Raw genomic sequence first — 26,205 nt, 5'->3', positions numbered from 1 at the left:
GGAGAAATATCCATGATATTAGAAACAGAAAGATTATATTTGCGTGAGATGAACCAGGAAGACTTTCCATCATTGTGTAAAATATTGCAGGATAAAGATGTAATGTATGCTTACGAACATGCTTTTGATGATGATGAAGCACAGGGGTGGCTTGACAAACAAATTATGCGATATAGACAATATGGATTTGGTCTGTGGGCAGTAATATTGAAAGAAACCGGTGAAATGATTGGACAATGCGGGCTTACCATGCAGGATTGCAACAATAAGCAAGTGCTTGAAGTTGGTTATCTATTTCAAAAAGCATTTTGGCATAAAGGATATGCCAGTGAAGCTGCAATAGCTTGTAAAAAATATGCTTTTGAAGTATTGAATGCCGATGAGGTGTTTTCAATTATTCGTGATACCAACATTGCATCGCAAAATGTTGCAAAGCGAAATGGCATGACAATAACTGATAGATTTATTAAACACTATTATGGTGTTGATATGCCGCATTTAGTTTTTTCGATTAAACGCAGTAATTAGCATCGATGTTTTTCTTGCAGCAACATTATAATTTTGATATGAATTCTATTTCAATATATTGCACCGAAAAATTAGTAATGTTATAGTTGGATAACTCCAATCTTAACAAACATATGTAGTCTGCATATAATAATTTAAATAGTTATTTTATAAAATGCTAAGAAAGGCGTGTAGTATATTGGATAATAGATATCAACAACAATTAAATAACATACATATGAAAAAAGATGGAAATTTATATCCAAATAATTTAAATATGCTAGAAAATATGAACATGAATAATACTGGATTTATGAGACTTAATATTGTTAAGCAAAGTGATAAAACACCTGTAAATAATGCTACTATAACAATCTATGTTACTGATGGTATGCAAAGAGATATTCCGGTTATGCATTTAATAACAACAATTAACCCGATTAGAATTGAATTACCCATGGCTAATGAATTAGGCACTAAAATTACAGGACCTGAATATAACTTTTCAACATACAATTTAAGAGTAGACGCTTTTGGCTACATTGCAAGGAATATATATAATATACGTTTGTTTCCTAATATCACAACAAACTATGAGATTGGAATGCAAACTGTAACAGATCTTGATGTTCAGCCACTTATTGAGGAAAGGCTTGATTTTCCACCTCACCCAAGGGATACTATAGAGGGTATTCCTTCAACCTCAAGTACTTGGACATTTTCAAGTATTAAAAATCAAATGACAAGATAAGATAATTAATAAAGCACAATGTAGATTAAGCTCTTATTGTGTTTTTTGTTGAAATAATGAATGGTGAAAGTTTGATTTAGACAATACTTGAAGCAAGAAAACAGAAAGTCTCAAAAAGTAGACAAAACTATGTTTTAAATCATTTTTGACACATAATTAACAGCTTGATTGGTTTGATATTCATCAACAAATCTTTTCAAATCAAGCCAAATAAATGAAAAATGTCTCAAATATGATTCGTTTGTCTACTATTTGAGACATTTTTATACGTCTTATTGATTGTTTAATAACTAACCAAATATAAAATTACTAAACAGCTTAAAATAATTTAGAGAATGTGAATTGTAATATTTAAGAATCTAAAAGTTGAATTTTCAATGTAATTTCTACAGGTTTCATAAAATAAATAAAAAGATTTGATTTTCATAAGTGACTTGGCACGCTGTTTGCTTGTTAAATAATTGTCCAAAGGCCTGGATAGATGGATAGAAATATAAAGGAGGATACATAAATGTCAATATTAGAAATATCAAGTCAATTAATTAACGTTTTAGTAACAGTAGAAGATGAAATAGCTTTAGTAAAAATCAACAGACCGAAAGCATTAAATGCATTAAACAATGATACTCTTTCTGATCTTAATAAAATCTTTGATTGCATTGCAGAGGATGATTCAGTAAGAGGTGTAATAATTACTGGAGAAGGAAAAGGGTTTGTAGCAGGAGCTGATATAGTTCAGATGCAAGGTTACAAAAGCATTGAAGGAAGAAAATATGCAGCACTTGCACAAATGATTTTTAATAAAATAGAAAACTTAGAAAAACCAGTAATATCTGCTGTTAATGGCTATGCTTTAGGTGGTGGGTGTGAATTATCATTAAGCTGTGATATTAGAATTGCTTCAACAAAAGCAGTATTTGGACAACCCGAAGTAGGTTTAGGGGTAATTCCATGCTTTGGAGGGACGCAAAGATTACCGCGATTAATAGGTTCAGGTATTGCTAAAGAACTTATATATACAGGAAGGCAAGTTAAAGCAGAAGAAGCCTTATATGTAGGATTAGTTAACAAAGTTGTAGAACCTGAATTGCTAATTGAAGAAGCTAAAAATATGATGAAAACAATTCTTAAAAATGCTTCATTAGCTATTGGATTTGCAAAAGTGGCAATAAATCGTGGTTTAGAGATGGATATTGATAATGGATTGGAATTAGAAAAGGATATGGCCGCCTTATCATTTGCTACAGATGATAAAGATGAAGGAATGAGGGCTTTTGTTGAAAAGAGACCTGCAGTATTTAAAAACAAATAGAACCAAATTAAAATTTTGTTAAGTAAAGATCTTTAATGGACGAAATTATTTTAAAATATAAAAAGCTAAATTAGAGGTGTAGATTATGGACGTATCAGTGGTAATAAGCTTAATTGGCATTTTAGTATCACTCGGATTATTAGTAATACTTATAATGAGAGGAGTTAATATTTATGTTGTAGCTATTCTTTGTTCAATAATAGTAGCTTTGACAGGCGGTATTAATCTTTATGATGGCTTAAAAGAAAACTACATGGGAGGTTTTGTAGGTTTCTTTAAAAGTAACTTTTTGATTTTTTTAACAGGAACAATAATGGGTAAAGCATATGAAGTTACAAACGGAGCTAAATCCATTGCAAAAATGATAGTAGATAAATTTGGACCTAGTATGGCATTGATTTCAATACCATTAGCATGCGGTATCATTTCATATGGAGGAGTAAGCGTATTTGTTGCGAGTTTTGCAGTGTTTCCGATAGCTTTAGAAGTATTCAAACAAGCAAATTATCCAAGAAGGTTCATTCCTGCTGCATTAACTTTTGGTTGTTCTACATGGGCAATGGTTGCTCCAGGGGCACCACAAATACATAATGCCATACCAGCAGCTGCATTAGGAACAGATTTGATGGCTGGAGCAATAAATGGATTTGTTAGTTCAGCATTTATTTTGATATTAGGCAGCATAATATTGATTAAAACTGTAAATAAGGCAAGATTAGAAGGTGAAAATTTTGTGGCCAAACCTATGGATGTATTTCATGATAATGCAACATATCCAAGCGGTTGGTTAGCTGTAATTCCTCTGATATTAACAATTCTTTTAATAAATATAAAAATTGGTGGCAGTACATTGGTGCCATTAGAATTTGGGGTTTTTCTAGGTTCAGTTGCTGTAATAATTCTTTTAAACAAATATCAAGATAATCATAAAATATTATTCAACCTTGGAGAAGCGTGTAAACAATCAGTGGTATCTATATCAAACACTTGTGCAGTAGTTGGCTTTGGAGCAGTTGTTAAAGCGACTATAGCTTTCCCTGTTGTCATTGATGCAATGATATCTATACCCGGCTCACCTTTAGTGGGGGTTGCCATTGGTACAACAGTGATTGCTGGTATTTGTGGGTCAGCTTCAGGTGGATTAGGAATTGCAGCACCTCTTTTAGGACCGGCTTACTTAGCTTTAGGTGTACCAGCTGCAGCAATTCATAGGGTAATGAGCATCTCATCAGCTGCATTAGATTCTCTTCCACATAATGGTTATATAGTAACAGTAACTAATGGTTTATGTAATGAATCACATAAGGATGCATATGGATTAATATTTTGGTTAACAGTCGTTGTACCAGCAATTGGGTCTGTTGTAGCTGTAATACTGTTTTCAATGTTCCCAGCTTTGCCATAATACTTTATATAAAAAGATGATATTTAAGATGAAGGAAAATCGAATTAACTAATAATTAGGAGGATAACATGTTTAAACCATTAAAAGGAGTAAAGGTAATTGATTTAACATATTTTATAGCTGGTCCTGGTACTGCAAGAATACTTGCTGATTGGGGAGCTGATGTTTTAAAAGTTGAGCCATTTTGGGGTGATCCTGGAAGAACAACAGGTGCTGGTATGGGAGCTCCTGCAAACTTTGGCAGCAATCCATTATATAGTTGCTATAATTCTGAAAAAAGAGGAATTGCCATTGATTTAAAGTCAGAAAAAGGTATGGCAATTATGGAAAAACTGTTAGAACAAGCAGATGTATTTGTATCAAGCTATAGGACAAAAGCTCTTGAAAAATTAGGATTGGATTATGAAAGCATTCATAAAAAATATCCCAAAATAGTATGGGCACAAATAAATGGATTTGGAGATTATGGCCCTGCAAAAGACAATCCAGGATTTGATACTGTAGCGTTCTGGGCTCGAAGCGGAGCTATGGCCGATGCAGCTGAAAGAGGAACAACAGTTAATCCGCCAATTGGTTTTGGTGATGCAACAACTTCATGTAGTTTAGCTGGAGGTATTGCAGCAGCACTTTATGAACAACAAAGAACTGGAGTTGGGGCAAAAGTAATGGTTTCCTTATTTGCACAAGCAATATGGAACTTAAGCGCATTAGTGGCGTCCACACAATATGGTGATGAATATCCAAAAACAAGGAAAAAAGCAAACTCACCAGTAATTAATTCTTATGAATGTAAGGATGGGGGATGGATATTTTTAAGTATTCTTGAACATGAGAGGTATTATGAAACGTTCTGCAAGGTAATAGGAAGAGAAGATTTGATAGGAAACAAAAAATATGAAACTACTCTTGCTGCAAAAGAAAATGCTGCTGAATTAATTGAAATAATATCAACAGAGTTTAAAAAATGGACTCAGGATGAAATGGACAAGAAACTGACAGCATTAGATATTGCTCATGAAAAGATACAACATGTAATAGATGCTATAAAGGATCCTCAAGCACGTGCAAACAATTATGTATATGAAGTTGAAAATCGTGATGGAACTAAGTGCTACGTGGCAATGCCTCCAGTTAAGTTTAATACAATTGATGTTGAAATTAAAAATGATGCACCGTTGATAGGAGAAAATAACGACGAAATATTGTTGGAATTAGGTTACACAGAAGAAGAAATTAAAAATTTATCAGAAGAAAATATTATAGCTAAAGTTCCATATGAGAAATCAGAATAAGTATTTTAAGCTATAAAATATCCTTATGTTATTAAAAAATGTTACTTAAGATTATAGTTATAATTTAATACTCAGCGTTGCTGATAATATTACGCAATAATAAGGAGGAAATAAATATGGATTTTAACTTCTCAAAATCTGAAGAAGTGATTCAAAAAGTTGCAAGAGAATTTGCTGAAAAGGAAGTAGCACCGTTAGCAGAAGAAATAGATAGAGATGGAAGATATCCCCATGAAACATTTGATAAGATGGTTAAGTGTGGATTTACTGGTATAGCTGTACCGGTTGAGTATGGTGGATCAGGCGGGGACGATATTACAAAAATTATTGTAATATCTGAAATTGCTAAAAAATGCGGAGCAACAGCCGCTATATTATCTATACATGCAGTGTTTGTACAAACAATATTAAAGTTTGGATCTGAAGAGCAAAAACAAAAATATTTGCCACTAGTTACAAGCGGAGGTAAAAAAACAGCATTTGCATTAACTGAGCCTAATGCAGGATCTGATGCGGCAACAGTAAAAACTACTGCTATATTAGATGGGGATGAATACGTATTAAATGGAACTAAATGTTTCATTACAGGAGGTAATGTTGCTGATTATGTAGTTGTATTTGCATCAACGGATCCTTCTAAAGGAGTTAAAGGATTATCAGCAATAATAGTTCCTACAAATACACCAGGATTTTCAGTTGGTAAGATTGAAAATAAAATGGGTATCAGAGCTTCTCAAACAGCTGAAATAATTTTTGACAATTGCCGTGTTCCAAAAGAAAATCTTGTTGGAAAAGAAGGACAAGGATTTAAAATAGCCATGATTGGACTGGATGGTGCGCGTATAGGTATTGCAGCACAAGCCTTAGGATTAGCTGAAGGAGCATTAGAGGAATCAGTTTCTTATATGAAAGAAAGAGTTCAATTTGGAAAACCTATTGCTGCTTTGCAAGGATTACAATGGTATGTAGCAGAAATGGCGACAAAAATTGAATGTGCAAAATGGATGACTTATAGAGCTGCATATTTAAAAATTTCTGGGCAGCCTTTTACAAAAGAAGCTGCAATGGCAAAATTAAATGCATCCGAGACTGCTAGCTTTGTAACAAATAGAGCTTTGCAAATACATGGTGGTTATGGGTATATGAAAGATTATCCATTAGAAAGAATGGTAAGAGACGCAAAGATTACAGAAATTTACGAAGGTACCTCTGAAATTCACAAGGTTGTAATTTCAAGAGCGGTACTTGGCTAGGAGGGTAATATGAGAATTATAGTTTGTCTAAAACAAGTTCCAGATACTAATGAAGTCAGAATTAATCAAGAGACTGGAACTCTTATAAGAGATGGTGTTCCCAGCATCATGAACCCAGATGATAAAAATGCTCTGGAAGCAGCTTTGAGATTTAAAGATGAATTTGGTGCAGAGTTAATAGCATTAAGCATGGGACCACCACAAGCTAAGGATGTTTTGAAGGAAGCCATGGCAATGGGAGCTGATGAAGGAGTATTGATCAGTGACAGAGCATTTGGAGGTTCAGATACATGGGCTACTGCAACAATTATAGCAGCAGCGATTGAAAAAATCGGAAATTATGACGTTGTATTTTGTGGCAGACAGGCAATTGACGGAGATACAGCTCAGGTTGGACCAGAAATTGCAGAATTTTTAAACATACCTCAGGTAACATATGTGAAAAATGTAAAATATGAAGATGATAAGCTTGAGGTAGTTAGATACACTGAATATGGCGAGTATGTATTTGAAGTGGCTTCGCCGGTCTTATTGACTGCCATAAAAGAGCTCAATGTTCCAAGGTACCCTACAATAAAGGGCATAAATGAAGCATATGGAGATAAGGGTGAAGAAAAGATAAGAGTATTTTGTATTGGTGATTTAGTTGTTGATTCAACACAAATTGGGTTAAAAGGATCGCCAACTAATGTTTATAGATCTTTTGTACCTGTAAAAAATAAGGTTTCAGTGATAATTGATGGCAATGGTTCAAAAGATAAAGCAAATACATTAATAATGAAATTATCAGAATTAAACCTAATTTAGTGAGAGGAGGGACAATAATGGAAAGAGCAAAAGTAAATCAAGGTATTGATCTTAAGGATTACAATGATGTATGGGTTATTGGTGAACTAATCGATGGGAAGGTTCATCCTGTAACAATCGAATTAATAGGTGAAGGAAAAAAATTAGCCGAAAAAATAAATAAAAAATTGAATGTTGTAATAGCAGGATATGGAGTTAAAGACATAACAGAAAAACTGTTAAACTTTGGTGTAGATAAGGTTTTATATATTGAGCATGAATTACTTAAAGATTTTAATACAGAGGGATATGCAATAACCATTTCTGATTTGATAAAAGAAAGAAAACCTGAAATAGTATTGTTAGGAGCAACATCAATAGGAAGAGACATTGGTCCAAGGATTGCTGCAAAAGTTGGTACTGGATTAACAGCTGACTGTACTAAATTAGAAATAGACGAAACTGATGGAAAATTACTTCAAACAAGACCGGCATTTGGCGGAAACTTAATGGCTACTATAATTTGTCCAAATAACAGACCACAAATGTCAACAGTAAGACCAGGTGTTATGGCAAAGGCAGTACATGTGGATTATGCGGCAGGAGAAGTTGAAGTAATAAATCCAGAAATAATAAAAGAAGATTTGAGAGTTAAATTGGTTGAAAAAATTGTGAGTGGAAAGAAAAGAGTAAATCTTATAGAAGCAAAAGTTGTAGTTTCTGGCGGAAGAGGTTTAAAAGAAGCTTCCGGATTTAAATTAATTCAAGAACTAGCCGATGCATTGGGTGGAGAAGTTGGATCATCAAGGGCAGCTGTTGATGCTGGATGGATTGAAAGTCCACATCAGGTTGGACAAACCGGCACAACAGTTAGACCTGATTTATATGTTGCATGCGGAATATCCGGTGCTATTCAACATCAAGCAGGTATGCATGAATCAAAATATATAATAGCCATCAATAAGGACAAAAATGCGCCAATATTTGAAATATGTGATTTTGGTATTGTTGGAGACTTATATGAAATAGTTCCGGCTATGATTGAAGCAATTAATGAAAAACATTTCTTAGAGATATAAATAAACCATTGAAATATAGCTTAATTTGTACTAATAAGCTCGCATTTTGCGGGCTTTTTAATTTTAGATAAGAGTAATAATGTAATTTTAGAATTTGAAAAACCATTTTATTCAACAGAGAATTGTGATATAATCAAATGACAAATTAATATCAATTAATATTTTATATATAACAATTTTTATAATAGGTGGTATATTAAGTGGACAAGAATAATTATAAATATATTTTCCAAGAAATATTGAAAATGACTGACGATGGTTTTATCGTAGTTGATAAATTAGGAAATGTTACTGATATAAATGAACAGTATTGTGATTTTTTGGGAAGAAAGAAAGAGGATGTAGTAGGGTCATCAATATTAAAGGTTATATCTAATTCCAAAATGATTGATATTGTTAGTAAAAAGTATCGTGAGGAAGGTGCTATTCATAAGTTTTTGGAAGGAGAAGCTAAGGAAAGTTCAAATGACATTTTGCTTGTAAATCGTTCTTGCGTATTTGACGAACAAGGAGATGCAATTGCTGGTGTTGCTCAAGTGAAGTTTAAACTTCAGACACTTGATTCTGCTCAAAAATTAATGAAGGAGTACTCAGAACTTCAGTATTATAAAGAAGAATACAAAAAAGTTGAATCCAATCGTCATTCCTTCGATATCATGATAGGAAAAAATAAGAATTTTATTAAAATTAAAAAAAGTGCAATGAAATTTGCAAAAACAGATTTTCCTATATTAATAACCGGTGAAACTGGAACAGGAAAAGAAGTTTTTGCTCAATCCATTCATAAAAATAGCAATAGAAGAGAAAAAACAATGGTCAGCATTAATTGTGCTGCTATTCCTAAAGATTTAATTGAATCAGAGCTTTTTGGATACGAAGAAGGTTCATTTACAGGTGCTAAAAAAGGTGGGAAACTAGGTAAATTTGAATTAGCTAATGAGGGAACAATATTCCTTGATGAAATTGGCGATATGCCTTATGATATGCAATCAAAATTACTTAGAGTTTTACAAGAAAATGAAATTGAGAAATTGGGTGGAACAAAAACTACTAAAATTGATGTTAGAGTAATTGCAGCCACTCGTCAAAATTTACAGGAAATGATCAAACAAGGAACGTTTCGAGAGGATTTATATTATAGGCTTAATGTTGTAAATATTGAAGTGAGCCCTTTGAGAGAACGAAGGGATGATATTGTTTTATTTGCAAATTATTTTTTAGATAAGCTTAACTGCAAATACAAATCAGTTATAACTATAAGTGACGAAGCATTGAGTTGCTTAAATAATTATAATTGGCCAGGAAACATAAGGGAGTTAGAAAATGTAATAAAAAGCGCCTTTGCTTCTTGCGAAAATATGACTATTCAGCTTAATGATCTGCCTTCAAAAATGATTTCATGTAATGCTGACATTGATGAAAATTGCAGCAATAAAAAACTAAAAAATTTAGTAAACAACTATGAAGCTTTATTGATTAAGGATGCATTAAAAAGAAACAATAGAAACGTACAAGATACAGCCGAAGAGTTAGGAATACATAGAAGTTTGTTATACAAGAAAATGGAAAAGTACGAAATCTTATAAATGTCTATTAACAGTGTGATTCCTTGGAAAGATAAAAAACCTGATAATACATAAATATGTTTTATTGATTCTAATGTTGAAATAGAAATGAATTTGAGTAATGACTGAGAGGAGTATTTTCAATTATTCGTGACATCAACATTGCATCTCAAAATGTTGCTAAACGAAATGTAATGACAGTAACAGACAGGTTTACTAAACATTACTATAGAGTTGATATGCCTCATTTGTTTTTTTCATTAAGAATAGCAAATGAGCATATAGTGAGGGGGATTCAATGAAAAAGAGTATTGTATATTGGGGAATTTGCATAGTATTCTTTATAATATATTTCAAATTGTTGGGATTTATATGGAATAATTATGTCACCTTTGATTCTAATCTTGCTATTACAAATGCAATTCAGGTTTTTATTATCATTTTTTTAAACATTCCTCTTTCAGTTATAAGCACTGAAAAGGTATTTAAAATAATCAGAAATAATGACAATTAATTCAATGATTCAATACATACTAAAATACCGGGGGAAAGTAACATGGAAATTATATTTTTGCTTGTAACGATACTTATTTTATTCTTAATTATAAAAGGTGCAGTTCATCAGGGTACACTTGACGCACTTAAAGAATTTGAAGATTATTTAGATAAAAAGGAAAAAAGTAAAACAGAATAAAGGATTTTGTGTATATATAATATTTTGTTGACATAAATATTCTGTTATGCTAAAATTCATATGTAATTTACATAATACAAATATATTTTTTGTTTTCTAGGGTTCCGCAATTTATATTGGCAGGTCCGAGAGAAAACGCACAGTTGACTGTGTACACGGAAGGATAAAAGCCTGGGAGATATTGAATAATATTTCTATGGGCTTTTTTATTTTATTAAACTAATTTGGAGGTATTTATTATGAAAAAGTTTATTATTGAAGATTCTTTTTGGAGTTTATTTCCTGATGCAAAAATAGGAATTGTTATTTGTAATGGCATAGATAATTCTATAAAAGATAAAGAACAATTTGCTGAAATGATTTCACATGGAGAAACGGAAGCATTGAAATATTTGCAGGATCCAGAATTCAGCAATAACCGTGTAATAAAAGTATGGAGAGAAGCATTCCAGAAATTTAAAACAAAGAAAGGTGTAAGGGCTTCTATTGAGGCATTGCTGAAGCGAGTTCATAATGGAAATCACATTGGAACTATTAATCCACTGGTTGATATTTATAATTCTATTTCATTAAAGTATGCATTGCCTTGCGGCGGTGAGGATATTGACAAATTTGCAGGTAATATTAGGTTGACTGCGGCTGTTGGAAATGAGGAATTTATTCCTCTTGGAACAGATGAAAATTCACCTCCTTATGAAGGTGAAATAGTCTACAAAGATGATATGGGCGCAATATGCAGATGTTGGAACTGGCGTGAAGCAGTAAGAACAATGCTTACTGAGAATACAAAAAATGCTTTCATGTGTATTGAATCAGTTGATGAAACTAGGTCTGCGGAATTTGAGAACGCATTAAATGATCTGGCTGCAAATGTAAGTGATAACTTAGGCGGAACATGTAAAATTTCTGTGCTGGACATTAATAACAAGGAACTAGTAATAGAGTAATTTACATGAGGAAAGGCTGTTTTATCACGATCTTGATAATCGCTGATGAAACGGCCATTATCCCCTAAGAGTTGCTATCAATGCATTTGTATTTAATAACAAATTTATTCCATCTTCAATGGATTTAACTAATATAGTTGCTTCTTTTAAGAGTGCGCCGCACATGCCTTCCTTTTCCAGTACTGCTACAGAAAGAGAGGCAGCTTCAAACATTTTTATATCATTATATCCGTTTCCAAAGCACATTGTTTTGTCTTTGCCAAGTTCATTTACGATTTTTAATTTATAATCAGCAGCATTATCTTTTGGAAAAGTTTTTAATGTTAAATTAAGTCCTTCACATTCCTTTGCTGCAGAGCCATATGTATCTGCAGTAAGCACATACACATCAGCCATGTTGCACAGAATTGATAATTTTTCTCTTGTTGATCTGGAGATTATTCCATTTACAGCAATAGTACCGTTATAATCAAATACTATGTGCTCTATACTGTAGGAACATCTGCCGGGTATATTAATATTTATCACTCAATCACCTCGTTAATTATTCATATACATTATATATTCTTTAGTCCTTGAATCAACAGGATTATTAAATATTTCATCAGGACTTCCCATTTCTACCAAGGTGCCATCTTCCATATACATCACACAATCAGCAATTCTTTTAGCTTGAGCCAGGTTATGAGTGACAATTATTATGGTGTATTCATTTTTTAGTTCTAGGAGCATTTTTTCAATGTAAGAGGTATTTTTAATATCCAATGCAGAACAAGGTTCATCCAGTAAAATTATTTCAGGATTTACAGTCAAACATCTTGCTATAACCAGACGCTGCTGCTGCCCTCCTGATAATCTGGAAGCCGGCATGTTCAAATCATCTTTGACCTCTTCATATAGATTTGCTTTTTTTAAATTATCAACAACAATATTATTTAATCTATCTTTGTTTTTTTCTCCATAATAAATTGGAGCGTAAGTCATATTTTTATAAATTGAAAATGGAAATACAACAGGATTTTGAAATACCATTCCTATGGAATTCCTTAGTCTTTGAAGAGGCATATCATTTATATTCTTATTATTAAATATAATACTGCCTGATATATTTCCTCCATATTCCTCAACTGTTTTATTTAATGATTTTAAAAATGTAGATTTACCACAGCCCGATGGTCCGATTATGGCAGTAATTTTATTCTTTTCAAAAGAAGCATCAATATTTTTTAATATATTGTTTTTACCATAGCTTACACATAAGCCCTCAGTATTCAAAATAATTTCGTTCATTTATATATCCTCAATATTGCCGACAAAGTGGCAGATTAAATTGATTAAAAGCACAATAACAATTAATACAAAGGCAGTACCGTATGCCATTTCAACAGATAATCCTTCATTAACCAAAATATATAAATGGTATGGTAACGCCATAAATGGATCTGTTAATTTTGAAGGAATTCCTGAAATTATAACAGCCCCTGTAAACATTATAGGTGCTGTGGCTCCCATGGCAAACACTACACCTAATCCTAGAGAAGTCATTATATATTTAAATGCATTTGGAATAACAAGCTTTACAATTGTATAACTCTTTGGTATACCAAGGCTCAAGGAGCAAATAAACTGCTCATTTGAGGTTTCTTCCAACGCCTTTTTAATTCTTATAGAAATAAACGGTATAATCATAATTGTTAAGGTAATTGATGCACTCATCAGACTTTTATTCATTCCTAAGCCTACTATCAACAATGAATATCCAAACAACCCTATTACAACAGACGGAATTCCTGCCAGGCATTGCAGTGCTTGTAAAATGTAATGTTTTACTGTTTTATTTTCACAATAAAATACTAAGTAAATTGCAGTACATAAACCTAATGTTCCTCCAAACAGGCCGGACAACAGTCCTGACAAAAGAGAACCTGCAATTGCAGGAAATATGCCTCCAGCTGTTCCTAAAGGGATTCCTTTTGGCGAACTGAAAATAAATTCAGTTGAAATAACATTAAAGCCTTTGTACAACAAGTATGAAAATACTCCAATTGTTACAGATATAATTGTTAATCCTGATAATATAACCCAAAGCTTAAATATAAAGTCCTTAATTTTATTTTCCACTAGAATCACCTCGATTCTATTTTATTTATCTTATCAGCAATTAATTGAATGATTAAAATTATAATTATTAATATGAGTCCTGCGGCATACAATGCCGAATAATGAATGCTTTTGTAGGTTGAAGTTCCCATTTCAAGCGCAATTAAAGAAGGAATTGTTTCAGCCCTTCCTAACAGTCGCGGGAATATAGGTGAATTTCCGGTTACCATCATAACAGCCATTGTTTCACCCATAGCCCTGCTAAAGGCTAACAGCATATTGACAAAAATACTGTTTGCTGCATAGGGAAGCATTACTTTTCTCATAGTATACCATTTTGATACTCCTAAGGACTGAGAGGCAGTATAAAATTTTCTTTTTCCCTTTTCAAAGGTTTCAGTGCAGCCTGTAACTATATACGGAAAAAGCATTACTGCTAAAAGTATTCCGCCTGCCAACACACTTTCACCAGTTGCCATGTTTAAATTATTTTCTAAAAACTTAACCAGAATAATCAAGCCCACAAAACCAAAAATTACAGAAGGAATACCGGCTATCATATCAATAAATGACAATATTATTTTTGAGTATTTTTTATTGACATGAAAGCTTAAAAACAGTGCACAGCCTACTCCCAGCGGTGTTGCTATAAAAATAGCTAAAAATGAAACATATAGAGTTGCAAGTATCATAGGAAGAAATGAGTATTTTTCAATGCCTAATGGACTCCAGGTGTCTCCAAATAAATATTCTTTTATTTGAACTTCTTTAAAAAAAGGAATGCTTTCTTTTAATATATAAAAAAATACCAGCAGAACTAAAATACTTGACAATATAGCTCCAATGGCAATTAAATTTTTAAAGATTTTTTCTTTATACTCTTTCATGATGACTCCTAACTGTCATAGTCATTACTTTACATTTCATTGTCAATCTAACCGAGCATGAAGAATCTCATAATAATATGGATTCTTCAGTTCGTCTAGAAGGTAATTTATTTTACAGGTACAAAACCCATAGATTCTACAACTGCTAATCCTTCTTCACTCATTACATAATCCATGAATGCTTGTTGGGGAGCAGTAAGTTCACCGCTAAATATTGCTATTAAAGGTCTTTGAATTATGTAGGAACCATTAATAATATTTTCTTCAGAAGCTTCAACACCATCAACACTTAATGTTGCAACCTTGCCTATATTTTGGTTAACAACTCCAAAAGAAGCATATCCGATAGCATATTCGTTTTCAATTATTTTTGTAACCAATGCTCCCATTGAAGGAGCTTGAATAGCATCTGCTTTAACCTGCACATCACCCATTACTTTAGATTGGAACACTTCGTGAGCACCGCCGCCTATATCTCTTGTAACTACAATTATTTCTTTATCAGGAAGTGAAGAATCTAAATCTTTCCAAGTTTTGAACTCACCTGAAAATATTTTTATTATTTCATCCTTTGTTAAGTTGTCCTTAACTGTTAGTACAGGATTGTTAGGATTTACACCCAATGTTAAAGCATCTATGCCAACTTTAAATTCCTTTAATTCAGGAAGCTGTTCCTTTTCAGTATCCTTTACTGTTCTTGCCACCATTCCAAAGTCACTTGTCTGGTCAATAACTGATTTAACACCTTGTCCAGAACCACCTGCTGAAACATATATTGCTATGTTTTTTTCAGGGAATGAAGCATCAACCTTGTCCCATGTAACATTACCTTCAATAAAATTTGTAGAAATAGAAGCCATTACAGGAGCAAGAGTAGATGATCCGTTAAATAAAATTTGAGGATTAAATTCATCTTCCTTTGGTTCTTCAACCACCGGTGTTTCTGCAGGAGCTGCATTTGGTTCAGCAGCAGCTGGTTTTTCAGTACTGCAGCCTGCAAGTACCATTAAAAGTATTAAAAGAATACCTAAAACATTTAATTTTTTCATTTTGCACCTCATTTATATTCTTGTCGATAATTAATAATATAACATAAATTGGCAATTTAATATAATGAAACAATTTCATTATTCCAAGTCAGTTATTAAAAAAAGTAATAATAAAACAAAGATTTAAGTTTATTTTTTATGAAACAGAAGAAATAGGTTCATGCATTTTTTAGTCAATTATACAAATTTTGTATAATATGTGATATAGTTGTGTTATAATATTGTAAACGATTGCAATTTACAGATAATTAACGGGGGGATTTTATGATATTTATGCCATTTATATGCCTAGGCATTGGATTGTTGCTGGGATTGCGCCATCTGTCACAAAAAATGTTGAGCATAGCAGACAAAGTTATTAACGTTGCTTTGGTGTTGTTAATGCTGACCATTGGATTAAACATAGGTATAAATGACTCAGTTATGCTGAATTTGCATTCAATAGGCTTTAACTGTCTGATTATTTCTCTATGTGCTATTTTTTTCAGCGTTTTATTTACTGTAATAGTAGAAAAAACTTTACTGCCTTTGGAAAAGTTAAAGAATAGGATATGTGCAGAAAATGTCAATATCAGTGATGAAATTAATATTTCGGATGAAGAAGTTAAGAGTGGTTCTATACTTGTATGGATCATGCCTGCAAGTATTGTTTCAGGAGTAATTATCGGTTATTTTCTGTTTCCGGATAATTTAATATATGTCCTTGACTATTTGCTTACTGGTTCACTTATAATTTTATATATGAGTGTCGGTTTAAGCCTTGGCTGTAATATTAATGTATTCAAATATATAAAAATACTTGGCTTCAGAGTTGTTTATATTTCTATAGCTATTCTTATAGGCAGTATTACAGGTGGAGCAATTTCTGGAATTGTTCTTAAACTGCCTCCACACATATCAATAATTTCAGCGAGCGGAATGAGTTACTACAGTCTAACTGGAGCATATATGACACAGGTATATGGAATTGAAACGGGCACATATGGTTTTATAGTAAATGTCATGAGAGAGTTCTTTACAGTGTTGCTTTTGCCTTTTCTTATAAAAATAAGCACAGGAAGTCCTATTGCCGGAGGAGCTGCGGGAAATATGGATACAATGCTTGTTCCAGTAACAAAATTTGTTGGAGTTGAAATTGGATTGGTAACATTGATTACAGGTGTTATATTAACTTTTACAGTTCCGTTTATGCTTCCGATTTTATGCGAAATATTTTAAGGTTGTATGAAATACTCAATCAGGAGATTTGAAAATGAAAATATTTAAAAACGCTATTTCTCTTTTTCCAGTAGTAACTATAATTTTAGGCCAATTAATAGGGTTTATGGCATTTAACGATATATATCCTCAAAGATTTAAAGATTTAGTAATATACACTGATATTTCAATAATTTTGTTATTATTATTTTTGTTTATCACCAAAGTTATGAAGAAAAAGAACAAAATAATATACTTAATTTTTGTACCGCTTATTGTTGGTTGTGCTATATATTCAATGTGGTCTTTTAGTAATAATTCTATTAATATGGAGCCATTTCCAACAATTCATATAAGCACTCCGGATGCAAAAAATCCTGAAATTAAGTTAGTGACCTTTGAAACTTATGTTGTAAATAAAAGTAAAAAGACCGTAGAAGCAAAATTTTACTTTACAAAGGAAGATGGAACTGAAGAGTGGTATCCGTATTATGGTATTATACCTGATTTACATGTTACAGAATTATATCATCTTGAACCTGAAAAAGTGGAGCATATAAGTTCTGAAGTGATTGTCAAGACTGATGATCTTAGATTAATCACTTCCCACTTTACAGATGCTGATGTGAAATATGAAGTTATAAAATAAATGGGGGAAAAAATGTCAAAAGAAATTGCTTGGCGTGTTATTATTGTGTATTTGACTTTGGTTATAATTTTTTACTTTTCAAAACCGTACAGGTTGGGAGGTTATGAAGAATTAGCAATTACCAGATGGAATTATGATATAGAAGAAATAGAGCCAAATAAAACTAAAATCTCTTACGGCGTATTTTTCACCAATAAAAGTTTAGGCAATATATTCATAAGAATTCTTAAACCAAATTATAAAACTGAAGTATTAAATAGTATAGAATATGATAATGTAATTATTCTTAATAAGGAAATAGTGCCTGAAGAAGTGTTGGAGGTTAATTGGAGTATAATTGTAGATAAACAAGGGCTGACAGTTAAGGATGCTAAAGCAATTTTGACAAGCGTGGGAATAAATGCAAGGGTTAAGGGTGAAAAGATTATAGAACACGATATGGTTGGAACATTTAATCATTATTAAAGGAATAAATGGGGGATGGGATAATGAGAAAGTGGATGTTGTATAGAAGATTATGAAATTTTAAATAAGGAATACAATTATGAATAGAAATAAGAAATTGAAAATAATAATTATAATACTTACATTGATTATGGCAGTTTCAATGATTTTGACGATTCAATTTGATGATTCAAGTATAGAATATATATTCAGGTTTTTGTGGCTTGTTTTAGCGTTTATAATTACTGTGTTGCGAGGCGTGTGGGTTATAGTTGAGGATAACAATAAAATAGCCGGATATATTTATTTTATAATGGCTTTCGCTTTTATTGGATTTGTTTTATTTGTATATATTAATTATTGAGGTAAGTAGGGTTTATGAAGAAGGGCAGGGCACTGCAATATAGAACTTATCATATGATTATATAGGATGGAAAGTACTATCTAATAAAATCATAACTTAAATATTAATATAAGTTGTAAAATATTTCTATTTATATGTAAGATTGTGTAACAAATCTTTTGCTTTTCTCGTCTTATAATATAATGGATATATTTTAAAATATTGGGGTGAGATTATGATGAGAAAATATAAAATTAAAGACTTTTCAACTCTAATAATGATATTTTTTATATTATCTTTGTACCTTTTTTACACAAGACCAGTAAATTTATATGATGTAATAAATAGCGGTTCTGTAAGATCTGTTTTTGTAAATGTAATATATAATGATTTAGAAGAAGACGAAGTTCTCAAGGGTCCTAATGAATATAGTATTACATTAAAAAAAGAGGAATTTGATGAATTTATGAAAATATTAAATAAGTATGAATATTCAAAGGCTCCAAAGATTACTTCTTATTTGTTTATACCTGCAAAGTATAGTTATAGAATAATAGATTGCACAATAAATTATGAAGGAAATATATTACACCAACAAGTAAATGTGTATTCTGATGATGAAGTGACATTCTACAATAAAAGTGGTGAATATAGAAACTATTTGGTAAGAGAGAGTGATGAAAACTTATTTGAAGAATTGTTTAGCTGGTTAGATGAGAGATATATTATATCTGAGCAATAGTAGTGTCGCATATATGTATTTGTTATTGAAACATTAGAAATAGAAAAAATTTGAAATGCAATCTTATAAGTGGAAAAGGGGATTGTATGAAGAAATATGGGGGAATATTTGTGTTGAAAAATAAATATATAATGGCTATTAGTATTTTATTTATTGTTATAGGTATTTCTGCCTTATTTAAATTGTATTTAACAAATAGAGATTTAATAACACTAGTTGATGAAACGGAAAAAAAGTACCAGGAACTTAGAGTTCAAAAGTCACATGATAATTATATGGAAGCAAAAATGCTGAAACTATCAGTAATTGAAGATAATTTTAAATGGATGAAGGATGTTGAAAAAACTGATAAGATAACATTAGAAAACTATGATGGCAATATTTTAGATATAAAAGAAGATACATCAATAAATAAAATTATACTTCAAGGGTTATTTCTAGGTGAAAGTATTATTACAGATGATGATTATATTAGTGTTCAATTGCATAATGATTACCGTCTTCATTATATTTTACAATATCATTTCAAGGATACTATCAACGAAATATTAATATTTGACGATGGAACTATAAAATATAAGGATTCATATTACCGTTCTCCTATTTTATTATGCGCGGCTCAATCATTAATGCCAATTGCACAAGAAGTGAATCATATTGAGAATAATGCAATTAGTGCAATGGTTAATTCCAATATGGCTACTTGCTCAAATTATATGTTATCGGAAATTGATAAGTCATATATGGAACAAGGATTGACGGAGTTATGGGATAATGCAGTTAGACTAAGGGCTTCGGCACATTTCATTAATAAAAATATGGTCAAGGTTGACGATAATATCGAAGAAACATTCGAAATGCTTGTGACTAAATCGAGTGGATATAGTGAAGGAAAACAAGTTGATATGTATATTTTTGCCGTAAATGGTGGAGAAGTAAATCACGTAAAATTAGTATATGAAGATGTTGAAGAAATTTATAAATTAAAAACAGAATTAAGTAAAGACAATAAGTATTTATATTTTGATAATATTTGGACTGCTGATTGATGATTTGAATAGTTATGTTTAATGAAATGGGGGATGTTAGATGGGCAGATGGGCAGGTTTAGGTTTTAGCAGAGCTTCAGTACTAAAAACAATAATTGTGTTTATTATTGCAATTATCGTAATGAGTTATTTATTTCGATACCTTGTTAAGTCAAATAAAATAAAACCAAGTAAACTATCAAAGTTATTTTATATGGATGATGAACAATACGTCAAGTATTGGGGGAAGGAAAGACGTAAGGGTAAAATATTGTTCGTTTTATACATGGATGTTATTATAAGCATAACCATATGGGGTACTACCATCGTGGTCATAGCAGCGACAGATGGAGATTTCAGTAAACTTAAAAATACTTTGCCTATATTTTATGGTTATTTAATCGGAAGCACAATAGGCTATCCACTGAGATGGAATATAAATGAAAAAAAATATAAAGAGTTAACAAAAAATATTGAGTAAGTAGAGAAAATTCAATGCAAAAGGACGGTTAACAGATGATATACAATTTTAAGTCGATTATTCACAAAGAAGGCAATAGAGCATTTATAAAGATTCCATTTAATGTCTGGGAGAAGTGCGGTCAAAAAGGACTTATACCTGTTAAAGTTGAAATATCTGACATTTCTTTTGAGTGCAAACTTGTTCCAAAAGGCAACGGTATTTATTATATACCTGTAATAAAGGAAGTATGCAAAAAAATTGATTTTGATAATGAACTTGATGTACGTTTTAAAATAATTGATGGACTTAGTCGAATAAACTCAAATAGCCCATATAGCAAAGAACATCCTATAAGAAAAATTGATGGCATAACCTACATAAAACAACCGCATAATGGATGCTGCGGTCAAACGAGCCTTGCCATGCTTGCAGGTATTTCTGTTGACGAAGTTATAAAAATAATGAATAGTTCAAAACATCAAGCCAGCATTAGCAAGGTCATAGAAACATTAGACTACTTCGGATTTTCTTATAAGAAACCGGTTTATACTAAGAGCAGCAATGTTCAATTGCCTAAATGTTGTATTATAAATGTTAGAGGAGAAAACAAAAGTCATCTTTCAATATATTATGATGGTAAATATTACGACCCTACACATGGGATATTAGCGGTGTATCCATATGAAAATTTAATTAGTTATATAGAAATATTCGTATGAGTTGACTGTAAAATATTCGGACAGGTTGTATTAAATAAGCAAAAGATGTTGTATTAGATGGACTGAATTTATTGACACTTTTATCAATCTATTAGAAAAAAGCTGTGTCATTTAAAAAGTGATATTTAAAAAAATCAGTGGACTACCAGGAGGAGAATTAAATGAAAGAAATAATAATAAACGGTGAGAAGTTAATAATCAGAAGGTCTAAGCCATCTGATGCTGAAGCATTAATCAATTATATCAATACCGTAGCAGGAGAATCTGACTATTTGTCATTTGGAATCGGAGAGTTTGACATGAACGCTCAGCAGGAAGAAGTATTTATAGAAAACATATTAAAAAAAGATAATGCCATATCAGTAGTGGCAGAAGTAGGCGGAAAAATTGTAGCAAACTTAAACTTCTCGGGAGGTTCGAGGAAACGACTTGCTCATGTTGGAGAATTCGGTATAAGTGTTCTGAAGGAATATTGGGGATATGGAATAGGGGATGAACTTATTAAGTACCTGATAGACTGGAGCAAGAGTTCAGGTATTATCAGAAAAATAAATTTGAAAACCAGAACAGACAACTTAAAAGCAATAAAACTATATAAGAAGCTGGGTTTTGAAGAGGAAGGTATGTTGAAAAGGGACATTTTAATAAATGGAACATTTTATGATACTCTATGCATGGGTATGATGATTGATTGATATTATGAGCTAGGGGGATATTATGAGCATATTGAATTCATTTGACAATGAAACGGAAGAAATTTTAAAGCCGAGCTGTGTTACAGGAAAAATAGACAATTTTCCTGAAGTTGTTGTTGCTACGTTCAGTGACAAGATAATCAACCTGGTTAAAAATATGGATAGTGCAGTACAGATAAGTGATATGTCGGCAGGATATACTATTCCAATTTACAAAATAAATTATGATGGCAATGATGTTGCTGTATATCAAACAATACTTGGAGGTGCAGGTTCCGCAGGCCTCATGGAAGAGGTAATAGCCAAGGGAGGCAAGAAGTTTGTGTTCTTCGGTTCATGCGGAACATTAGACCAGGGCATTGCTGCAGGTCATTTTATAGTACCGGTTGCTGCATACAGAGATGAGGGCACCAGCTACCATTATGCGCCGCCGGCTGATTATATAGAAGTACGTACAGCAGATAAACTTGCCGGTATTTTTCAGCAGTTGGATATTCCTTACATAAAGACGAAGACTTGGACAACAGATGCCTTGTACAGGGAAACAAGAAAAAATATGATGAATAGAAAATTGGAAGGATGTCTGGCAGTTGACATGGAATGTGCATCAATTATGGCAGTGAGTCAATTTAGGAATGTTGAGCTGTATCAATTCTTGTATGCTGAAGACACATTGGATGGAATTGAATGGGATTCACGGACTATGGGTAAAATCAGCAGAAGCACATTTGAGAAATATCTGCAGATAGCGCTGCAGGTAGCATCCAGAGTGTAATATATAGATAAATCAGGAGATCGTATGAACAAAAAAAATAAAATTGAATTACCTAAAGAAAAAAGAGAAGAGATGATTTTTAAAATTAAGAATTACTTTTTAAATGAAAGAGATGAAGAATTAGGCGATTTGGCTTCAATTATGATTTTTGAATTTATAACAGAAGAGTTGGCAGCAGAGTTTTATAATCAGGGAGTCTATGATTCCTATAAATATATGAATGACAGATGTGAAGATTTACTGTCCATTCAGAAATATTAATATAAGTTCATTAGTGCTATAACGGAAGTAGGTAATTGATTAATATTTAAAATCTATGGAGGAATTATGATTTGCTGCAGAGACATACCATTTAATGAGATTTCAATAATTAAAGAATTATGGAAAAAAACAAGGAATACCATGAAAATATTTCAGAGAATTTTGGAGACCTTTATGCGGATTTAGTTTTCGAAGAACGTATGAATCATTTCAGTTCTTTTGATAATGAACATTTAAAAATTACAGCAGCACAAGAATCTGACAACAACATACTGGGATATGCCATTTCTACATTTGAAGAACATGAAGGGTGCATTCATTCCCTTCATGTTGCTGAAAATTATCGTGGCTCAGGAATAGGAAAAAAATTGATGAACAGTCACATAGACTGGCTGAACGAAAACGGTTGTAAAGATATTTCCATAACAGTGGCTGTGGAAAATTTAAATACCATTGAGTTTTATAAAAGCTTAGGATTTAAAGAAAACACAATTGAAATGAGATTAAAATAATTTGAACAGTTATAAGGAAAGAGTAAGGAGGAACGATATGATAGAGGTAATGTTTGGAGAAAGCGAAGGCGGAGGCATGAAGGCAGCAAAGAATTACCAAAAGCCTGACATTGACAACATGGCGATTTCATATATGGGCACTGGGAAGAAGCCTGATAGAGAAGAACTTGAGAAGATGTTTGAAGGTCAAGCAGTCGGTGGCAATTCATCACAGGTGGTTTGCATTCCGTTCTTACTTGATATGGGACATATAGACGTTCCGGTTGACAGCGAATACAGAAAAAATCTAATAATTGATATGTATACCATAAATGGATTTAATGACAGTGATGTTATGAAAAGTCTTGAAGAGGCGTGGGCAAAATACCTTAGTGAAATAGAGAAACTTAAGAGATATGCAGCTCTTGGAGAAGACATCCGCTTATGGTACAGCGATGCCCCATATTCCGTGTGTGGGTTTTATTTTGTGTGTAATTTATTAAAAGAATATGACTGCAGTGTTTTTGCTGTGAAGCTCCCCCACCATGTGCAGATTTCAGACAATGAAATACAATTTTACACCACATGGGGAGAAGTAGCAGCTGGAAAGTTCTATGAATTTCTTCCTTTGGCAAAAGAATTGTCTGCTTGTGAAATACGTTCCTATGCATCAAATTGGACTGAATTAAAGGAGGAAAAAAGTACTTTGCGCGCTGTTGTTAACGGAAAGGTCATAGGTGTGCCGGAAAATTTTTATGACCACATCATTCAAAAGGAAATCCCGGACGGTGAATTTATCATGGCTCGATTAATAGGAAAAATACTAGGAAAATATCCTCTTGGAGTCGGTGACTGGTGGTATGCCAAAAGAATCAATATGATGATAGAACAAGGGAAACTGGCTGTAGTGAAAAAAAATAAAGAAATTTACAGCCAAACACTAAAAAAGATGTAGGTTATTATATGTAAGATACTTAATGTGCAAAAAATAGAGAAAAAAGTAACATGATGAATTAATTAAGAAGATTTGATACGTTCAGTTATTGACATATGACATGAAAAGAGATATAATTTCATTAAACAACATATGTCATAAATATTGACTATAACTAAATATAGTAAAAATTTGACGACGATGCAAGTCTATTTTAATGGAGGTAATTATGTCTTACAGTCCTTTATTAGGAAGTTCCACAACTCATACAAAAGTTAGGACTCCGGAAAACGTTTCTAGATTTTCGGGTTTGTGTTCAGTTTGCACATCAAGTTGTACCGGTACATGTGAAATAGGGTTATCTGCACTTAGAGGTTCAGAAGCAATTTATCCATATGAAACTGATGTAAACCAATTTGCTTCTGAAAAAGAATATCCATTGGATTTCTCTCATTTTAATGTTAATGGAAGAGTTTTTGGTACAGTTGGATGCGAAGAAGACGCCTATGCTGCTACATATCCAAAAGCTGATATAGATATAGATTTTGGAGTTGAAAACAAAATAAAAATGAAGGCTCCAATAATTTTGCCAGCCATGGCAAAGTTGAATTGGAAGGATTATTATGCAGGGGCAGCCATGGCCGGTGTCCTAGTGGTTATAGGAGAAGATGTAGTTGCAAAAGATAAAAACCTCCTCATAGAAAACGGAAAAGTTGTTTCCTCACCGCTAATTAATGAAATGGTTAATTCCTTCAGGCAGTATTATAGAGGTTATGGTGATATAATTCTGCAGGCAAATTATGACGATGAGAACTTGGGAGTATTGGATTATGCCATAACTAAACTTGGAGTGAAATCTGTGGAGATGAAGTTCGGCCAGGCAGCTAAAGGTATTCAAGGCATGGGAAGGGTAAAAAGCATAGACGATGCAATTAAATTTCAAAATATGGGATATTTGGTCTATCCTGATCCTTCAGACCCTGAAATTGCTGAAAATTATAAAAATGGAAAAGGGCAGGTTTTTGAAAGAATAGGCAAGCTTCCTATGTGGAATGAAGAAATACTTATTAAACGTGTTGCTGAATTAAGGAACTTAGGAGCAGAACATATATGCTTTAAAACTGGTCCTTTTGATCCAAAGGATCTGGTGAGAATTATCAAAATTGCTTCAGCAGCAGGAGTTGATTTAATAACATTTGACGGAGCAGGCGGAGGAACCGGAAACAGTCCTGTGAAGATGATGAATGAATGGGGTATACCAACAGTTTATCTGGAAAGCATGCTCTATGATATATTAAAAAAATTTAAGTTTAGAAATTATAATCTCCCTCAAATTGCCATAGCAGGAGGATTTGCATCCGAAGATCAAATTTATAAAGGATTGGCCCTTGGAGCTCCATACATAAACTTTGTTGCTGTAGGAAGAGCAGCCATGGCAGCTGCAATGTCCGGTAAAAAAGTAGAAGAATTGATTAATTCAGGCACAGTACCAAAAGAGATACAGCGTTTTGGAAGTACAAAGGAAGAAATATTTGCAGATATAAGAGAACTGAAGTTGTATTATGAAAATGCTGAAGACATTTCAGCTGGTGCAATTGGTGTTTATTCTTATATAAACAGATTGTCTGCAGGAATGAAACAGCTCATGGCCTTAAACCGAAAGTTCAAATTAAGCAACATAGACAGATGTGATATAATTCCAATGACAGAACTTGCAGCACAAGTAACATGTCTGGATACTTATGATGACATATTGATAAGAGAGTTGGAAAAGTTGTAGTCAAATAAATATATAATTAGGTGGGTTCAAGAAATTCTTGAACCTTTTTTTATTTAA

Annotated in this window: 31 protein-coding genes and 1 riboswitch; of the genes, 26 read left to right on the top strand and 5 right to left on the bottom strand. The window is 32.4% G+C overall.

Annotation, left to right across the window (positions count from 1 at the left end):
* Positions 1–12 precede the first annotated feature (12 nt).
* From BN358_RS18790 to BN358_RS18740, 12 genes are all read left to right on the top strand, one after another.
* A complete protein-coding gene (locus BN358_RS18790; protein WP_019230069.1) occupies positions 13–528 on the top strand; it encodes a GNAT family N-acetyltransferase in 516 nt (171 codons plus the stop codon).
* Positions 529–706: 178 nt separating this feature from the next.
* Positions 707–1,258, top strand: a complete 552-nt coding sequence (locus BN358_RS18785) for a hypothetical protein (protein ID WP_019230068.1) — start codon at positions 707–709, stop codon at positions 1,256–1,258.
* A 511-nt stretch (positions 1,259–1,769) separates the two neighbouring features.
* Positions 1,770–2,570: an enoyl-CoA hydratase-related protein gene (locus BN358_RS18780; protein ID WP_019230067.1), complete on the top strand. Its 801-nt coding sequence runs from the start codon at positions 1,770–1,772 to the stop codon at positions 2,568–2,570.
* 85 nt (positions 2,571–2,655) lie between these two features.
* Positions 2,656–3,975 carry a GntP family permease gene (locus BN358_RS18775; RefSeq protein WP_019230066.1) on the top strand — a complete coding sequence of 440 codons (1,320 nt, stop codon included), beginning with the start codon at positions 2,656–2,658 and terminating at the stop codon, positions 3,973–3,975.
* A gap of 68 nt (positions 3,976–4,043) precedes the next feature.
* Positions 4,044–5,267: a CaiB/BaiF CoA-transferase family protein gene (locus tag BN358_RS18770; RefSeq protein WP_019230065.1), complete on the top strand. Its 1,224-nt coding sequence runs from the start codon at positions 4,044–4,046 to the stop codon at positions 5,265–5,267.
* 116 nt (positions 5,268–5,383) lie between these two features.
* Positions 5,384–6,520 (top strand): acryloyl-CoA reductase, encoded by a 1,137-nt coding sequence (gene acrC, locus BN358_RS18765; protein WP_019230064.1) that lies wholly within the window; start codon positions 5,384–5,386, stop codon positions 6,518–6,520.
* A 9-nt stretch (positions 6,521–6,529) separates the two neighbouring features.
* A complete protein-coding gene (locus tag BN358_RS18760) occupies positions 6,530–7,327 on the top strand; it encodes an electron transfer flavoprotein subunit beta/FixA family protein (RefSeq protein ID WP_019230063.1) in 798 nt (265 codons plus the stop codon).
* Between the two features lie 17 nt (positions 7,328–7,344).
* Positions 7,345–8,385, top strand: coding sequence for an electron transfer flavoprotein subunit alpha/FixB family protein (locus BN358_RS18755; protein WP_019230062.1), 1,041 nt, complete (start codon positions 7,345–7,347; stop codon positions 8,383–8,385).
* Positions 8,386–8,585: 200 nt separating this feature from the next.
* Positions 8,586–9,971 carry a sigma-54-dependent Fis family transcriptional regulator gene (locus BN358_RS18750; protein WP_019230061.1) on the top strand — a complete coding sequence of 462 codons (1,386 nt, stop codon included), beginning with the start codon at positions 8,586–8,588 and terminating at the stop codon, positions 9,969–9,971.
* A 277-nt stretch (positions 9,972–10,248) separates the two neighbouring features.
* On the top strand, positions 10,249–10,464 hold the full coding sequence (locus BN358_RS18745; protein WP_019230060.1) for a hypothetical protein: 216 nt from the start codon (positions 10,249–10,251) through the stop codon (positions 10,462–10,464).
* Positions 10,465–10,506: 42 nt separating this feature from the next.
* Complete coding sequence (locus BN358_RS25765; RefSeq protein WP_019230059.1) at positions 10,507–10,644, top strand: hypothetical protein; 138 nt, start codon at positions 10,507–10,509, stop codon at positions 10,642–10,644.
* Positions 10,645–10,729: 85 nt separating this feature from the next.
* A riboswitch (guanidine-I (ykkC/yxkD leader) is annotated at positions 10,730–10,824 on the top strand.
* Between the two features lie 59 nt (positions 10,825–10,883).
* The gene (locus BN358_RS18740; RefSeq protein ID WP_019230058.1) at positions 10,884–11,591 is read left to right on the top strand and encodes a B3/4 domain-containing protein; all 708 of its coding nucleotides are present in this window, start codon (positions 10,884–10,886) and stop codon (positions 11,589–11,591) included.
* Between the two features lie 57 nt (positions 11,592–11,648).
* On the opposite strand, the gene BN358_RS18735 is transcribed toward BN358_RS18740, so the two are convergent.
* The 5 genes from BN358_RS18735 to BN358_RS18715 all read right to left on the bottom strand — a co-directional run bounded on the left by BN358_RS18735 (position 11,649) and on the right by BN358_RS18715 (position 15,627).
* Positions 11,649–12,119, bottom strand: coding sequence for an HAD family hydrolase (locus BN358_RS18735; RefSeq protein WP_019230057.1), 471 nt, complete (start codon positions 12,117–12,119; stop codon positions 11,649–11,651).
* 12 nt (positions 12,120–12,131) lie between these two features.
* Complete coding sequence (locus BN358_RS18730; RefSeq protein WP_019230056.1) at positions 12,132–12,881, bottom strand: phosphate ABC transporter ATP-binding protein; 750 nt, start codon at positions 12,879–12,881, stop codon at positions 12,132–12,134.
* Positions 12,882–13,712, bottom strand: a complete 831-nt coding sequence (locus tag BN358_RS18725) for a PstA family ABC transporter permease (protein ID WP_019230055.1) — start codon at positions 13,710–13,712, stop codon at positions 12,882–12,884.
* A 5-nt stretch (positions 13,713–13,717) separates the two neighbouring features.
* Positions 13,718–14,578, bottom strand: coding sequence for a phosphate ABC transporter permease subunit PstC (gene pstC / locus BN358_RS18720; RefSeq protein ID WP_019230054.1), 861 nt, complete (start codon positions 14,576–14,578; stop codon positions 13,718–13,720).
* 107 nt (positions 14,579–14,685) lie between these two features.
* Positions 14,686–15,627 (bottom strand): phosphate ABC transporter substrate-binding protein, encoded by a 942-nt coding sequence (locus BN358_RS18715; protein ID WP_019230053.1) that lies wholly within the window; start codon positions 15,625–15,627, stop codon positions 14,686–14,688.
* A 264-nt stretch (positions 15,628–15,891) separates the two neighbouring features.
* On the opposite strand from BN358_RS18715, the gene BN358_RS18710 reads away from it, so the two are divergent.
* The 14 genes from BN358_RS18710 (at position 15,892) to BN358_RS18645 (ending at position 26,148) form a co-directional block, all read left to right on the top strand.
* Positions 15,892–16,845: a lysine exporter LysO family protein gene (locus BN358_RS18710; protein WP_019230052.1), complete on the top strand. Its 954-nt coding sequence runs from the start codon at positions 15,892–15,894 to the stop codon at positions 16,843–16,845.
* Between the two features lie 34 nt (positions 16,846–16,879).
* Positions 16,880–17,473, top strand: coding sequence for a hypothetical protein (locus BN358_RS18705; protein WP_019230051.1), 594 nt, complete (start codon positions 16,880–16,882; stop codon positions 17,471–17,473).
* Between the two features lie 12 nt (positions 17,474–17,485).
* Complete coding sequence (locus tag BN358_RS18700) at positions 17,486–17,938, top strand: hypothetical protein (protein WP_019230050.1); 453 nt, start codon at positions 17,486–17,488, stop codon at positions 17,936–17,938.
* Between the two features lie 79 nt (positions 17,939–18,017).
* A complete protein-coding gene (locus BN358_RS18695; protein ID WP_019230049.1) occupies positions 18,018–18,281 on the top strand; it encodes a hypothetical protein in 264 nt (87 codons plus the stop codon).
* Between the two features lie 214 nt (positions 18,282–18,495).
* Complete coding sequence (locus BN358_RS18690) at positions 18,496–19,002, top strand: hypothetical protein (protein WP_019230048.1); 507 nt, start codon at positions 18,496–18,498, stop codon at positions 19,000–19,002.
* 86 nt (positions 19,003–19,088) lie between these two features.
* On the top strand, positions 19,089–20,051 hold the full coding sequence (locus BN358_RS18685) for a hypothetical protein (protein WP_019230047.1): 963 nt from the start codon (positions 19,089–19,091) through the stop codon (positions 20,049–20,051).
* Positions 20,052–20,091: 40 nt separating this feature from the next.
* The gene (locus BN358_RS18680; protein ID WP_019230046.1) at positions 20,092–20,511 is read left to right on the top strand and encodes a hypothetical protein; all 420 of its coding nucleotides are present in this window, start codon (positions 20,092–20,094) and stop codon (positions 20,509–20,511) included.
* A gap of 35 nt (positions 20,512–20,546) precedes the next feature.
* Positions 20,547–21,212, top strand: coding sequence for a DUF1905 domain-containing protein (locus BN358_RS18675; protein WP_019230045.1), 666 nt, complete (start codon positions 20,547–20,549; stop codon positions 21,210–21,212).
* A gap of 161 nt (positions 21,213–21,373) precedes the next feature.
* Positions 21,374–21,907 (top strand): GNAT family N-acetyltransferase, encoded by a 534-nt coding sequence (locus tag BN358_RS18670; protein ID WP_019230044.1) that lies wholly within the window; start codon positions 21,374–21,376, stop codon positions 21,905–21,907.
* A gap of 22 nt (positions 21,908–21,929) precedes the next feature.
* Entirely contained in the window at positions 21,930–22,682 is a 753-nt protein-coding gene (locus BN358_RS18665) for a nucleoside phosphorylase (RefSeq protein ID WP_019230043.1), read from the top strand.
* A 24-nt stretch (positions 22,683–22,706) separates the two neighbouring features.
* Positions 22,707–22,943 (top strand): DUF2164 domain-containing protein, encoded by a 237-nt coding sequence (locus tag BN358_RS18660; protein WP_019230042.1) that lies wholly within the window; start codon positions 22,707–22,709, stop codon positions 22,941–22,943.
* A gap of 119 nt (positions 22,944–23,062) precedes the next feature.
* Positions 23,063–23,455, top strand: coding sequence for an N-acetyltransferase (locus tag BN358_RS18655; RefSeq protein ID WP_019230041.1), 393 nt, complete (start codon positions 23,063–23,065; stop codon positions 23,453–23,455).
* 37 nt (positions 23,456–23,492) lie between these two features.
* Positions 23,493–24,389, top strand: a complete 897-nt coding sequence (locus tag BN358_RS18650; RefSeq protein WP_019230040.1) for a DUF3658 domain-containing protein — start codon at positions 23,493–23,495, stop codon at positions 24,387–24,389.
* A gap of 208 nt (positions 24,390–24,597) precedes the next feature.
* Positions 24,598–26,148 carry a glutamate synthase-related protein gene (locus BN358_RS18645; RefSeq protein ID WP_019230039.1) on the top strand — a complete coding sequence of 517 codons (1,551 nt, stop codon included), beginning with the start codon at positions 24,598–24,600 and terminating at the stop codon, positions 26,146–26,148.
* Positions 26,149–26,205 lie beyond the last annotated feature (57 nt).

This window comes from Sedimentibacter sp. B4 (genome assembly GCF_000309315.1).
Lineage (GTDB): Bacteria > Bacillota > Clostridia > Tissierellales > Sedimentibacteraceae > Sedimentibacter > Sedimentibacter saalensis.
The sequence above is the reverse complement of the archived record's forward strand: the minus strand, read 5'-3'. Positions and strand labels throughout refer to the sequence as shown.